The sequence below is a fragment of the Mitsuaria sp. MSU3D genome (genome assembly GCF_056867975.1).
This window is the reverse complement of the sequence record NZ_CP200314.1, coordinates 3,938,347-3,952,104: the sequence shown is the minus strand read 5'-3', so window position 1 is coordinate 3,952,104 and position 13,758 is coordinate 3,938,347. Positions and strand designations below refer to the sequence as shown.

Annotated in this window: 9 protein-coding genes; 2 read left to right on the top strand and 7 right to left on the bottom strand. The window is 70.5% G+C overall.

The features are described from left to right. Nucleotides 1–3: 3 nt before the first annotated feature. The 4 genes from hpaI to AC1VNM_RS17345 form a co-directional block, all read right to left on the bottom strand. Nucleotides 4–804 (bottom strand): 4-hydroxy-2-oxoheptanedioate aldolase, encoded by an 801-nt coding sequence (gene hpaI / locus AC1VNM_RS17360; RefSeq protein WP_483107734.1) that lies wholly within the window; start codon nucleotides 802–804, stop codon nucleotides 4–6. A gap of 118 nt (nucleotides 805–922) precedes the next feature. Continuing rightward, on the bottom strand, nucleotides 923–2,374 hold the full coding sequence (locus AC1VNM_RS17355; RefSeq protein ID WP_483107733.1) for an NAD-dependent succinate-semialdehyde dehydrogenase: 1,452 nt from the start codon (nucleotides 2,372–2,374) through the stop codon (nucleotides 923–925). A gap of 23 nt (nucleotides 2,375–2,397) precedes the next feature. Then, the gene (locus AC1VNM_RS17350; protein ID WP_483109296.1) at nucleotides 2,398–3,924 is read right to left on the bottom strand and encodes a UxaA family hydrolase; all 1,527 of its coding nucleotides are present in this window, start codon (nucleotides 3,922–3,924) and stop codon (nucleotides 2,398–2,400) included. A gap of 146 nt (nucleotides 3,925–4,070) precedes the next feature. Further along, nucleotides 4,071–5,069: a tripartite tricarboxylate transporter substrate binding protein gene (locus tag AC1VNM_RS17345; RefSeq protein WP_483107732.1), complete on the bottom strand. Its 999-nt coding sequence runs from the start codon at nucleotides 5,067–5,069 to the stop codon at nucleotides 4,071–4,073. Nucleotides 5,070–5,267: 198 nt separating this feature from the next. Between AC1VNM_RS17345 and AC1VNM_RS17340 the strand changes: the two genes are divergently transcribed. Then, entirely contained in the window at nucleotides 5,268–6,275 is a 1,008-nt protein-coding gene (locus AC1VNM_RS17340; RefSeq protein ID WP_483107731.1) for a LysR substrate-binding domain-containing protein, read from the top strand. Here AC1VNM_RS17340 and AC1VNM_RS17335 read toward each other — a convergent pair. Then, nucleotides 6,224–7,252 (bottom strand): hypothetical protein, encoded by a 1,029-nt coding sequence (locus tag AC1VNM_RS17335; RefSeq protein ID WP_483107730.1) that lies wholly within the window; start codon nucleotides 7,250–7,252, stop codon nucleotides 6,224–6,226. The two genes, AC1VNM_RS17340 and AC1VNM_RS17335, sit on opposite strands and share 52 nt — an antisense overlap. Nucleotides 7,253–7,542: 290 nt before the next feature. Between AC1VNM_RS17335 and AC1VNM_RS17330 the strand changes: the two genes are divergently transcribed. Then, entirely contained in the window at nucleotides 7,543–10,200 is a 2,658-nt protein-coding gene (locus AC1VNM_RS17330; protein ID WP_483107729.1) for a hypothetical protein, read from the top strand. Nucleotides 10,201–10,219: 19 nt separating this feature from the next. Here AC1VNM_RS17330 and AC1VNM_RS17325 read toward each other — a convergent pair whose 3' ends face one another. Next, nucleotides 10,220–11,317, bottom strand: a complete 1,098-nt coding sequence (locus AC1VNM_RS17325) for a PepSY-associated TM helix domain-containing protein (RefSeq protein WP_483107728.1) — start codon at nucleotides 11,315–11,317, stop codon at nucleotides 10,220–10,222. Nucleotides 11,318–11,351: 34 nt separating this feature from the next. Next, nucleotides 11,352–13,520: a TonB-dependent siderophore receptor gene (locus tag AC1VNM_RS17320; RefSeq protein ID WP_483107727.1), complete on the bottom strand. Its 2,169-nt coding sequence runs from the start codon at nucleotides 13,518–13,520 to the stop codon at nucleotides 11,352–11,354. Nucleotides 13,521–13,758 lie beyond the last annotated feature (238 nt).

Here is a 13,758-nt window from a genome sequence, read left to right as displayed (position 1 = left end):
GGTTCAGTAAGGCGAGCCGGTCGGGGCCGGCAGCGGCGGGGCCAGGTCGAAGTCTGCCGCAAGGCGCCGCGTGGCCTGTGCGAGCAGCGTGACGTCGATGCCGACGGCGACGAAGCTCGCGCCGAGCGACAGATAGTGGCGGGCGAGCGTCGCGTCGCCCGTCAGCGTGCCGGCGGCCTTGCCGCTGGCGACGATGGTGCGGATCGCGCCGTCGATCGCCGCCTGCACCTCCGGATGCGACGGCTGGCCGCGATGGCCCATCGAGGCCGCGAGGTCCGCCGGCCCGATGAACACGCCGTCGACGCCGTCCACGGCGCAGATCGCCTCGAGGTTGCTCAGCGCCGTGGCGGTCTCGGCCTGGACGAGCACGCAGGCCTCGCCATCGGCTTCGTCCAGGTACTGACGCCGCAGGCCCCAGCGCGACGCGCGCGCCACGGCGGCGCCGACGCCGCGCACGCCCAGCGGCGGATAACGCGTGGCCGCGACCACCGCCGCGGCCTGCTCCGCCGTGTCGATCATCGGCACCAGCAGCGTCTGCACGCCGATGTCGAGCAGCTGCTTGATGCCGTCCTTGTCCCCGTTGACCGCGCGCACGACCGGGTGGGCCGGGTAGGGCGCCACCGCCTGCAGCTGCTGCAGCGTGCTGGTCAGCTCGTTGGGCGCGTGCTCGCCGTCGATCAGCAGCCATTGGAAACCGGCGGTCGCGCAGACCTCCGCGCTGTAGGCCTGCGCCATCGACAGCCACAGGCCGACCTGCGGCCGGCGCTCGGCCAGGCCCTGCTTGAAGGTGTTGGAGAAGTTCATGGAAGCCTTCATGGATGGCGTCGCGGAAGACGTCGTGGATGCTGCATGCCTGGATGCCGCGTCGAGGGGCTCGGCGATGTTTTCGTCGATGTCCTCGTTGACGTCCTCGTCGAGGCGCTCACGACAGCCCGCCCTGGCAAACGTACTTGATGTGGAGGTAGTCGTCGAGCCCGTGCGTGGAACCCTCGCGGCCGTAGCCGGATTCCTTGACGCCGCCGAAGGGCGCGGACTCGGCCGCGATCGCGCCTTCGTTGAGGCCGACGATGCCGCTCTCCAGCGCGTCCGCGACGCGCCAGGCGCGGGCGATGTCGCGGGTGTAGAAGTAGGCCGCCAGGCCGAAGGGCGTGTCGTTCGCCGCGGCGACGACCTCGTCCTCGGTCTCGAAGCGGAACACCGGCACAACGGGCCCGAAGGTCTCCTCGTGCCAGAGCAGCATCTCCGTCGTCGCGCCGGTCAACACGGTCGGAGCGAAGTAGTTGGGGCCGGTCGCGACCGCGTTGCGCACGCGCTCGCCACCGGTGATGACCAGGGCGCCGTGCGCGACGGCGTCGTCGACGTGGCGCTCGATCTTCTCCAGCGCGCGGGCGTTGATCATTGGACCGATCTGCGAGTCGGCGCGGCTGGCCGGCCCGACCTTCAACGCGGCGACACGCGCCGCGAGTTTCTCGACGAACAGGTCGTGGATGCCCGCCTGCGCGAACACGCGGTTCGGGCACACGCAGGTCTGGCCGCCGTTGCGGAACTTGGCCGCCATCAGCCCTTCGACGGCCGCGTCGACATCGGCATCGTCGAAGACGATGAACGGCGCGTTGCCGCCCAGCTCCAGCGACAGCTTCTTCAGCGTCGACGCCGATTCGCGCGCCAGGTGCTTGCCGACGGGCGTCGAGCCGGTGAAGGTGATCTTGCGGACGCGCGCATCGGCCAGCCAGACGTCGACGACCTCCGGCGTGCGCTCACGCGACGCGCACACGATGTTGAGCACGCCCGGCGGCAGGCCGGCCTCCACCGCCAGTGCCACCAGCGCCAGCGAGGTCAGCGGCGTGTCCTCGGCCGGCTTGGCGACGACGGTGCAGCCGGCGGCCAGCGCCGGCGCGATCTTGCGCGCGATCATCGCGGCCGGGAAGTTCCACGGCGTGATCGCCGCGACGACGCCGACCGGCTCGCGCAGCGCGAGCATCCGACGACCTTGGACCGGCGCGGGGATGACCTCGCCGTTGGCACGCGTCGCTTCTTCGGCGAACCACTCGACGTAGCTCGCCGCGTAGGCGACCTCGGCGCGGCCTTCCGCCAGCGGCTTGCCCTGCTCCTGCGAGATCAGCGCGCCGAGCCGGTCCTGGTCGCGCAGGATCAGGTCGTTCCAGCGCTTGAGGATCGCCGCGCGCTGTTTGGCCGGCACCATGCGCCAGCCGTCGAAGGCCGCGTGTGCGGCGTCGACCGCGGCGCGCGCGTCGTCGGCGCGACTGTCGGGCACCTCGGTGATGAGGCTGTCATCGGCGGGATCGACGACCGGAAAGCGGTCGCCGGCGGCCGCGTCGCACCAGTGACCGGCGATGTGGTTCTTCGTCTGCATGGAGGACCTCGGATTCAGGAAATTCAGCTCACGATGCCCAGATGCCAAGGCACGAACTCGTGGTCGCCGAGGCCGAGCAGCTCGCTCTTGGTCGGCTCGCCCGAGGCCGAACGCAGGATGTGTTCGAAGATCCGCTGCCCCATCTGCTCGATGGTCAGCGCGCCGTCGATGACGAGGCCGCAGTTGATGTCCATGTCCTCTTCGAGGCGCGTGTACATCGGCGTGTTGCTGGCCAGCTTGATCGTCGGTGCCGGCTTGGAGCCGAACATCGAGCCGCGCCCCGTGGTGAAGCAGATCAGGTTGGCGCCGCTGGCGATCTGGCCGGTGACGGCGACCGGGTCGTAGCCCGGCGAGTCCATGAACACGAAGCCCGACTGCTCGATGGGCTCGGCGTATTCGTAGACCTGCTGCAGCGGCGTCGTGCCGCCCTTCATCGCGGAGCCCAGCGACTTCTCGAAGATGTTGGCGAGCCCGCCGGCCTGGTTGCCGGGGCCGACCACGCCGTTGAACTGGCCGTTCTGGCCGCGGGTGTACGCCTCCCACCAGGCCAGCCGGTCCAGCAGCTTCTGGCCGACCTCCGGGCTGACCGCGCGACGGGTGAGCATGTACTCGACGCCGTGGATCTCCGGCGTCTCCGACAGGATGGCGGTGCCGCCGTGGCGCACGAGGATGTCCATCGCCGCGCCCAGCGCCGGATTCGCGCCGATGCCCGAGAAACCGTCCGAGCCGCCGCATTCCAGGCCGATCTTCAAGTGGGCGGCGCTCACCGGCTGCCGCGTCACGCGGTTGGCGATCGGCAGCATGGCCTCGACGGCGCGGATGCCGGCCTCGATCGTGGCGCGCGTGCCGCCGGTGTCCTGCATCACCAGCGTCTTCAGCGTCTCGCCGGGCACCAGGTGTTGCGACTCCATCAGGCCGGCGACCTGGTTGCGCTCGCAACCGAGGCCGACGATCAGCGCACCGCCCAGGTTGGGGTGCTTGGCGTAGCCGGCGATCGTGCGGCGCAGCAGGTCGAAATGGGGACTGGGCGAGGACATGCCGCAGCCGGTGGTCTGCGCGAAGGCGACCACGCCGTCGACGTTCGGATAGTCCTTCAGCCGCTCCGGCGTGAAGTGCTCGGCGATGCGGTTGATGGCGGTCGACGAGCAGTTCACCGAGGCCAGGATGCCGATGAAGTTGCGCGTCGCCACGCGGCCGTCGGCGCGCACGATGCCCATGAAGCTCGCGCGCTCGGATTCGGGCAGGTAGTCGACGGGCTTCACGTCGGCGCCGAAGGCCGGATCGCGGTCGAACTCGACCAGCGCGATGTTGTGGGCGTGGACGTAGTCGCCGGCCTCGATGTCGCGCGCGGCGACGCCGATGACGGCGTTGTACTTGCGGATCGGCTCGCCCGCGGCGATGCGCCGCGCCGCGATCTTGTGGCCGGCGGGCACCTGCGCCTTCAGGCGAAGTCCGAATTCCGGCAGGTCCTGCCCCAGCGTCAGCACCTGGCGCGCGATCAGGACGTTGTCGTCGCGATGCAGGCGCAGCAGCGGCGAGGACGTCGCCATCGCGGCCGACGCGGCGGCCACCGCGTCGGAGGTGGTCGCGCCGGCCGAGCTCACGGCGCCCGGGGCCGTCCCCGTCGCGATTGCCGTTGCGCTTCCCGTCGCGGTTCCCGTCGCAGTGCCCGTGGCGGTGCCGATGGCGGTCATGGTCAGCCCTTCGCCAGCAGCTCGCGCAGCTTCAGGCGCTCGATCAGCTGCGTGTCCTTGCGGTAGGTGGCCTGGATGTACTTCTCGTACTCCGGCTGGTCGAGGTACATCACCGGCGAGTCGATGCGATCGCAGGTGGCGATGAAGTCCGCGTCCGCCGTGGCCTTGCGGAAGGCGTCGCGCAGCTTGGCGACGATCGCCGGGTCCATGCCCTTGGGCGCGCCGATGCCGTTGGGCGCATCGACGACCAGGTCATAGCCCGCTTCCTTCAGCGTCGGCACGTCGGCGAAGTCCTTGGTGCGCGTCGCGCCCCAGGTGACCAGCAGCCGCAGCTTGCCGGACTTGACGTGCGGTGCCCACGAGGTGGAGTCGGCCACCGCGTCCACCTGACCGCCGAGCAGATCCTGCAGCGCCGGCGCGCCGCCCTTGTACGGGATGTGATTCAGCTGGATGCCGGCGAGGAGATTGAACTCCTCCATGCCGACGTGCGTCGCCCCGCCGATGCCGGCGCTGCCGTAGGTGATCAGGCCGGGCTTGGCCTTCGCGGCGGCGACGAATTCCGCCAGCGTCTTCCACGGCGAATCCGCGCGCACGACCAGGCCGAAGGTCTGGCCGTTGACGCGGGCGAGGTAGGTGAAGTCCTTGAGCGGGTCCAGCTGCACGGTGCGCAGCTGCGCGAATCGGGTCACCGAGATCGGCACCTGGCCGATCGTGTAGCCATCGGGCTTGGACGTCGACAGCACCTTGGTGCCGAGCATGCCGGAGGCACCGGCGCGGTTCTCGATGATGATGGTCTGGCCCAGGACCTTGCCCGCGGCCATGCACAGCGAGCGCATCGTCACGTCGGCGGTGCCGCCGGCGGGCCAGGGGCAGATGAAGGTGATGGCGCGCTCGGACGGATAGGCGGCGGCCTGAGCGAGGCGCGGCAGCCCGAGGGCGCTGGCGCCGAGGCCGGCGGCGCCGGCGAGCAGGACGCGGCGGCGGTCCATGCGGATGGTCATGTCTTGTCTCCTGGCTCGGGGTCGATGCGGGCATCGATCGATGTCGTGGGCGGGGGCCTCGTCGGGCCATTGGGCAATGGTCGCGAGGTCTCTGTGCGATGCATTGTGGGCATCCGCTCCATGCAACTCAATTGAGGAACTGGACTGCCTTCATGTCATGAACGGCATGAAGGTCCGTCAAGCTCCTAAGATCGGCCCATGAGCCAGATCGACCGCGTCCTCCGTTCCAACCTGAAGCTGCGCCACCTGCAGATGCTGGTGGCGCTCGACCAGTTCCGCCATCTTGGCCGCGCGTCGGAGTTCCTCTCGCAGACGCAGCCGGCGGTGTCCAAGTCGCTGGCCGAGGTCGAACGCATGTTCGGGCTGGACCTGTTCACGCGCTCCACGCGCGGCACCGAACCCACGCCCTTCGGCGCGGCGGTGGTGCGTTTCGCGCGCTCGGTGCTGTCGGACTTCTCGCGCACCCGCGACGAGATCGCCGCCGTGGCCAGCGGCGCGGCGGGCCGCGTCAGCGTCGGCGCCATGGTGGTGGCGACGCCCGGGCTGGTGGCCGGCGCGGTCGAGCGGCTCAAGCGCCATTCGTCGCTGACGACGGTGCACATCGAGGAGGGCGACCTGACGCGCCTGCTGCCGCGGCTGCGCGTGGGCGAGCTCGACGTGATCGTCGCGCGGCTGGAGCCGGGCTACGCGTCGCCGGACCTGGCGACCGAGCCGCTGGTCGAGGAGGCGATGCGCATCGTCGTGCGGCCGGATCACCCGCTGGCGACGGCGCGCAAGCCCAGGCAGCCGCCGTGGCCCGAGCTCGCCCGCATGCCGTGGGTGATGCCGCCGCCGTGGGCCTCGTCGCGGATCAAGCTGAACCAGATGTTCTATTCACAGCAGCTGGACCCGCCGAGCGACATCGTCGAGAGCGCATCCTTCCTGGTCACGCTGACCTTCCTGCGTCAGCGCGGCGCGGCGGCCTTCGTGGCGGACAACGTCGCGCGCTACCTGGCCCGGGAAGGGCTGGCGAAGGCCTTGCCGATCGACGTGCCGATCGAACTGCCGCCGGTCGGCCTGCTGACGATGCGCGCCCGCCGGCAGTCGCCGGCCGCGGAGCAGTTCATGGCCTGCTGCCGCGAGGTGGCCGCCGCTCACCCGCCTGAGCGCCAACCTCAGCGCCAACCCAAGGCGGCATCGCGGAAGCTGTCCAGGGCGAGCTCGTAGTTCATCTCCCCGAGCAGGCCGACCAGCCGGTCGCGGTCCGCGTTCCACGCATCGACGACATGGCGCCAGGCGGGCGCGAGCGAGCGGGGCTCGGCTTCGTCCGGCGGGATCTCCGCGTCGATCGAGGCCGGCGGCAGATCCGACGGCAGCATCAGGCGCGACGGCACGGCGGGCCGGTCCGCATCCTCGTCGTACTGCGTGTCCGCGTCGCTGGCGTCCGTGCCGGGATCGATGCGCCATCGGCCGTCGTCCTGCACGGTGATGCGCGGGCGCAGCCACGGCTCATGGGCGCGCGGGTTCAGCAGGTGGCAGGTGCGATGGCGCGCATCGACGACCAGCAGGCTCAGCACCGAGCCCCGGCCGTTGGCGAGCTCCTCGACGTAGTCGGGGTGCTCCATCGGGCCGTCGACGTCGACGACGAAGTAGCGGTCGTCGATCCACTCGCCCGATCCGTTGACCGAGCAGCCGAAGGTCAGCTCCTGCGGATAGGGCAGCAGCCGGCCGTCGAGCCAGAGCGCGGCGCCGTAGGGCATCTCGAAGACGCGTCCGGCGTCGGGGTACTCGGGCAGGCGCCCGTCCTCCCACCAGACGACGGCCCGGTGCAGGCGGCCCGGTGCGTCGGCGATGCGGAAGCCGGCGGTCCGCCATTCGGGCCACGAACTCCACACGCGCGCCTCGATGCGCTCGTCGAGTCCCATCGCGCGCAGGTCGCGGGTGCTGGCGTGCTGCAACAGATGCTGTGCGAAGTGCCGCCACATGGCGGGGCCCAGCGCGCGGGCGATGGGCTCGGCGTCGCGCAGCCAGTCCAGCAGCAGCGGCACGATGGGCGCCTGCCGGGACCACAGCGCATGCGCGGCGATGGACCGCGCCCAGCGGCGCTCGAGCGCCCGCTCGCCCGGCACCTCGGGCGTCGGGGGCGGTGTGGCGGGATCGGGGATCTCGTCGGACAGGGACCGTCCGACGGGCGTGGCGGGCATCCCGACCGAGGAGGGAGGGATGGGCGAAGGCGGAAGGTGGTACAGCGGCATCAGAGGGGGTGCACCGGGGTGAGGGAGGCGGTGGCGCTCGACCGGGGGCAGATGGGAGTCCTGGGGGAGGGGGCGCCCGTCACCGTCGTCGGGGACGTTCGAGGAAAGCGGTGTGGGGCCGGGTCTTGCCCGGCGGCGCGCGGCATCGGAAAAAGCTGCCGTGCGGGCGCCTGTCCCCTCCACGGGGGATGACAGTGCCGGCACCGCGCACCATCCTGACGCCCTGGGAGGCAGATGCGATGACCGATCCAGGGCCGAACCCGCAGGACGTACGCCAGGAGACCGAGGCGCACGAGGCGCGCGAGGCGCACGATGGTCGCGGGGAGGCGGACGCGACGGCGGCGCGGGGCGCGCGCGTGGCGGTCGTCGCCGTGCACGGGGTCGCGGATCAGGCGCCCGGTGCCACGGTGCATCAGCTGGCGGCGCTCCTGACGGTGCGGCCTCCCCGGGACGTGCACTACCGTGACGGGACCTGCGACTGCCTGCTGCTGCAGGTCCCGGTCCTCGAGGGCTGCGTGCCGGCGGCTCACGACCCCGACGCCCGGCCGACCGCGATGAAGGCCTTGCGGCAGTCGCTGAGATCGGACTTTCAGCGGACCGGATGGATGGATGCCTCGGCCCGCGGCGTCGCGGAGGACCGGGTGAAGGCGCGGGACTACCAGTCGACCGTCCGGTCCGCGCACACGGCCAAGGGGGCGACGTCCCAGGCGCCGGGGGATCCGCTGAAGGGCGAGCCGGACCAGGGCATCGCCTTCACCGACTACCTGCTCTTCAAGGCGCAGCGCGGCAAGGCGGAAACCGAGTACGTCGAGGGCCACCGGATCCGCCTCACCCGCGAGGATGCGCGGGCGCGGACCACCCAGCAGGTGGACCTCCACGAGATGTACTGGGCCGACCTGTCGCGCTTGTCGAGCGCGCTGCCGACCATCCTGACGGAGCTGTTCACCATCCTGTTCCGGCTGTCCAAGCTCGCGCGCGACACGATCGACCAGGCGCGCCACGCGGCCGATGCCGCCGGAGCGCCCGCGGGGATCCGGCAGCGCTGGGCCCGGCTGTCCTGGCTGCAGACGGCGCTGGACTGGTCCTTCGCCCACCTGCTGTCCAACCTGTTCCTGCAGACGCTGCTGCTGGGGACCTTCATCGTGGTGATGTCGGCGCTGAACGGCGACCCCCGGGGCGGGATCGCGGAGAGTGTGCGGACCATGCTCGCCGTCGGGCTGCCGGCCCTGAGCTACTGGTGGCTGGTCTATCGCCATGTTCGCTCGGCGGTCGGGCGCGCGGTGCTGCTCCTGCTGGCGGTGGCCGCCGGGGTCGCGTTCAAGCTCTTCGCCGCGCCCTGGGTGCTGGGCATCGTGGTGCTGGCCGCGCTCGCGCTGCTGTGCGATGCCGGCCTGAAGCTCGCGGACCGGCGCTTCGTGTCGACGCGTCAGGTCGGCCTGGTCTTCCTGGCGCTGAGCCTGGGCACCATCGCGGTGGTGATGCTCTGGTTCTCCCCGCGGCAGGACCTCTGGACCTGGTGGACCGCCGCGGCGCTGCGCGCCTTCGAGCTGATGCTGATGGGCACCTACCTCTGGTGGATCATCGCCGCCGCGCTGCTGGTGCCGTGGACGTGGTACGGCGTCCGGCAGGCCGGGCTCGGCGACGCGGCGCGGGCCAGCGTGGCGACGGCGCGGCTGGGGCTGTTCGTGTCCGTGACCTCGTTCACCGCGGTGGGCATGGTGATCTGGGCCGCCGGCCACCAGGTCCTGGAGCGTGCGGGCGGCAAGTGGGGCTACCGGCCCTGGCTGTTCGACCTCCAGTTCGAGGTGAGCGCCGACGCCTGGGGCTTCCAGCACCGGGCCGCGGAGATGTACCGCGCGCTGCCGGCGGAGAGCTTCCTGACGCTGCGCTACGTCTACAGCACGGCGACCTTCTTCCTCGTGGCCATGCTGCTGCTGGCGCTGGTGGCCTACGTGCTGGTGTCGCTGCTGCCCAGCGTGCTGGCCGAGCTGCAGCGCGGCGTGGGGACGGCGGGCCACCTGGGCCGCTGGTTGACCGGCGGGTATGAGCGGCTGGAGGACTTCGTCGCGCTGCTCGCGATCGCGAGCGCGCTGGTCGCCACCTACATCGGCGGCGTCTACCTGCTGGACCTGCTCCGCCTGGTGTCCCCCTTCACGGCGGCGGACCTGAAGCAGGCCATCGCCGGCACCGGCTTCGGCTCCCAGCTGCTGCTGGCGCCCTTCGTGATCGGCTCGGTGTCGGCGATCGGCGCGTTGACGCTGTTCGGACGCGCCTTGTCCAAGTACGCGCCGTGGCTGCGGGCGCCGCTGGACGCGATGCTGGACGTCGACAACTATCTGCGCGAGTTCCCGCGCAAGGCCATTCCCCGCGCCCGCATCTTCGCGCGCTACGTGGCGCTGCTGGAGCATCTGAAGCGGGACGGCGCCACGCGCGTCGTGATCGTGTCGCACAGCCAGGGCACGGTCATCACCGCGGACCTGCTGCGATACCTCACCTACCGCGCGATGCGCGATCCCGGCAGCCGGGCCGGTCAGCTGGGGCAGTGGCTGCAGGACATCGAGGTCCACCTCTTCACCGCCGGCAGCCCGTTGCGCCAGTTGTACGCGGCGCGTTTCCCCGACCTCTACCACTGGGTCCGCACCGGGCCCTTGCTGGATCAACTGGGCGTGGACAAGTGGACCAACGCCTTCGCCGCCGGGGATTACGTCGGGCGCTGGATCTGGGCGCCGTCGTCACCCGAGGCGCCGCATCAATCCGCGTTCTATGCGCCGGGCGCGGCGGCGCTGGATGTGCCGCCGCGCAAGGACCTCTGCGTCGGCGCCGGCGCGCACACGCACTACTTCGATGCCGACAGCGAACTGGTCGCGCAATGCGTGGATGAGTTGATCCGGTCCTGAGTCTGCATCAGCAGGCGGCTCAACGCCGCCGGCGCCACCACAGCCACGTGCCGGTGACGCCCATGCCGAACAGCACCAGTCCGAGTGCGCCGGTGATCACGCGGTTGGCGAGGCCGAAGAGCTCGCCCGCATGCAGCGGGTAGATCCACGCGGTGGAGCGCACGGCGAGGTCGAGGTCCTCCAGGCGCTGCTGGCTGAGCACGCGACCATCCACCGGATGAGCCCAGATCGACGACAGCCCGTTCGGATGCGGATCGCCCGCCAGCTTGAAGCGCAAGCGCACCGGCCGCGTGTCCGCGGCGCCCAGCTGGATGAAGCCGAGCTGCGCGCCGGGCCAGTGCTTCCGCGCCTCGGCGACGACGAGGTCCAGCGGAACGCGCTCCCCGTGCGCCTTGTCGATCTTGGGCGGCTTCGGCGCGGTCTCGCCGACCAGCGTGTTGAGCCAGCCGCCGATGGGCCGGTAGGCCATCCATGCGCCGCTCGCGACGGCCACCGCGATCAGCAGGCCCAGCACCGCGCCGGCGAAGCGGTGCAGGTCGAACAGGCTGCGCGTCGTGCCCTTGTCCAGCTTCAGCTTGAACGCGTGCTTCCACTGCGCCGCGTTCATCGGCCACCACAAGATCAGCCCGGTGATCAGCAGCAGGAGATACGCCAATGCGGTGAAGGCGAGCGTCGCCTTGCCGGTGTCGCCGAGCAGCAGCTCGCTGTGCAGCTCGAAGACGAAGTTGGCGACACCTTCCGTCTCGCCGCGTCGACCGAGTTCGACGATGCTGACCGGGTCCAGGTACACGGTGCCCGCCCAGCTCGGCGAGCGGACCGCGACGCGCAGCGACTCGCCGTCCTCGCGCGGAGGACGGATCGTCATCGTCGCCTTGGGGCCGAATTCATCGGCCACGCGGCGTCGCAGCGTCTCGAACGGCGTACTCGATGCGACGACGGCCGTCGCCGCGTCGTGGGCGGGCGCGCGGAAGAGCCCCGGATGCATGGCCTCGTCCAGCGGGCGCAGCACCGTCATCAGCGAACCGAGCAGCGCCGCCGCGGCGAGCAGCATCCCCAGCGTCAGCCCCATCCAGCGGTGCAGCCACATCCAGACGCGGCGCGCGGTCATCAGAGCCATGGTTGGTTGCTCCCGCGGTTCTGCGATCGGGCGATCAGAAGTCGACCTTGGCGGTCAGGCGCACCGTGCGCGGCGCGCCGACGCCCAGCAGGTTGTTGCCGGCCGTGCTCCAGTAATCCTTGTCGGTCAGGTTGTCGACGTTGGCCTGCAGGTTCACCGCCTTGTCCATGACGCGGAGCTGGTAGCGCGCGCCGATCGACAGCGTCTCGTACGCACCGACCCAGCCCTGGTTGAGGTTGTTCACGGCGCGCTTGCCGAAGTGGTACACGCCGGCGTTCAGCGACAGGCCCGGCACCATCGGCACGCGGTATTCGCCGAACAGGCTCAGCGTGTTCTTCGGCGTGTTCTCCGGCGACTGGCCGAGCTCGCCCGCGTTGCTGGTGCCGACGCGGGTGATCTCGGCATCGAGCAGCAGTGCGGAGGCCACGATCGCGAAGTCGCGCCCGATCTCGCCGCTGGCGGAGAACTCCAGGCCGCGATAACGCGCCTCGCCGCCGACCTGGAAGACGCGGTTGATCGTCGTCGTCAGCGCGCGGTCCGTCTGGAACACCGCCGTCTGCAGCAGCACCTCGCCCACGCGCGCCTTCACGCCCAGCTCGCGCTGCTTGCTCACGGCCGGCGCCAGCACCTGGCCGGCGTTGTCGGCGGTCAGCGGCGCGGTACCGGTCTCCTCCAGGCCGCGCAGCAGGCTGCCGTAGACGCTCAGATTCTTCATCGGCTTCCACATCACCGAGAAGTTGGGCGTGACCTTGTCGGCGCGATAGACGCTGACCGGCGCGGTGGGACTGGTCGCCTCGCTGCGGTAGATCGTCTTGCGCAGGCCGGCCAGGAACTGCCACTGCTCGCCGACGGAGATGCGGTCGAAGGCGTACAGCCCGCGGTCGTTGATCTCGGACGGGAAGCCGGCCTGGCGCAGCGTGGGGGTCAGTTGCGCGATGTCGACCGGCGCGTACAGGTTCTGCGGCGCGGTCGCCGTGCCGCTCATCCAGCCGGCGGACTCGCGCCGGTTGTAGGTCGCGCCGAAGGTCAGCTCGTGGCCGATGCCGACCGTGTCGAAGCGGCCGATGGCCTCGACGCGGTGGTTCGTGTTGGTGTACTTCTGGCCCTTCAGCACGTTGACGCTGGCCGTGCCGGCGCCGGTCTGCGGGTTGTAGTTGATGAAGGTCGTGTTGTTGCGGTCGCGTTCGGTCTGGGCGCGGCCGGTCTCGATGCTCAGCACCCAGTCGTCGCTCAGCGCGAAGTCGCCGCGCAGCAGCACGTTGTCGGCCTGCGCGTCGTAGCGGGCCCATTCGGGCGCGAGGTTGGTCTTGTTGTCCGGCACGCGCGGCAGCGTGATCACGCCGTTCACCGCGGCGGGCAGCTGGATGGCGGCCTGCTCGCTGGTGTTCTTGCGGTAGTGCTCGACGTCGAGCTTGAAGTTGGCCCAGGACGTCGCGCGCCAGTCCGCGGCCAGGGTCAGCACGTCGCGATCGCCTTTGTAGCGGTCGATGCCGGTCTCTTCCTTGCTGGTCGCGGCGTTGACGCGGATGCCCACGCTGTCGTCCTCGCCGAAGCGCTGGCCGATGTCCATGTGGACCTTCGCGCCGCCGTGGTCGTTGACGGTGGTCGTGATCGACGTCACCGGTGTCGGGCCGGCGCGCTTGGTCACGAAGTTGACGATACCCGACGGCGGCACCATGCCGTAGTACATCGACGAGGCGCCCTTCAGCACCTCGACCTGCTCCTTGTTCTCGAGCGGGATGTCGATCAGGTTGACGACGGGCAGGTTGCCGTTGAGGCGGTAGTTGCTGCGGTTCTCGACAATGATCCCGCGGATGGACAGGTTGTCGTAGGTGGAGCCGCTGACCTGCGAGCGGGTCACGCCGGCGGTGTTCTTCAGCGCGTCGAACAGGCCCTGAGCGGCCTGCGCGTCCAGCAGGTCGCGCGACATGACGTTGTTGGTCAGCGGCACGTCCAGCGGATCCTGGTCGCGGAAGGCGCCGACGCGCACGGTGGTCGGTGCGAAGGTCTTCTTGCGCACGCCGGTGACGACGACCTCGTCCAGCAGCTTCTTCGCCGTGCCGTCGCCGGGGCTCGGGGATGCGGCCTCCACGGCCGATGCATCGGCTGGCGCGGCCTGCGCGTGGACCGCGAGCGGCGTCAGCAGCGCCATCACGGAGAGAGAGATGAGGGACAGGCGCGGCGCGGAGGCTTGGAGGGACATGGAGTGGGGACCGGGGGCGGGAACTGGGAAGCCGACATTCAGCGTAACGCGACACGTTATCAAATGCGAATGGTTCGCAACATTGTGGTTGGGGCTGAGGGTGCGCAGGCCGCGCGATCTGCCCCCGTTCGCAGGAGAAAGCCGGAAAACCGTGGCGTCGTCGCCACCCTTTTGGAGGTAAAGGGGGGACGGGGCGCCACGGGCGCGACGCAGGAACAGGTCCGATTGCTGCCAGACG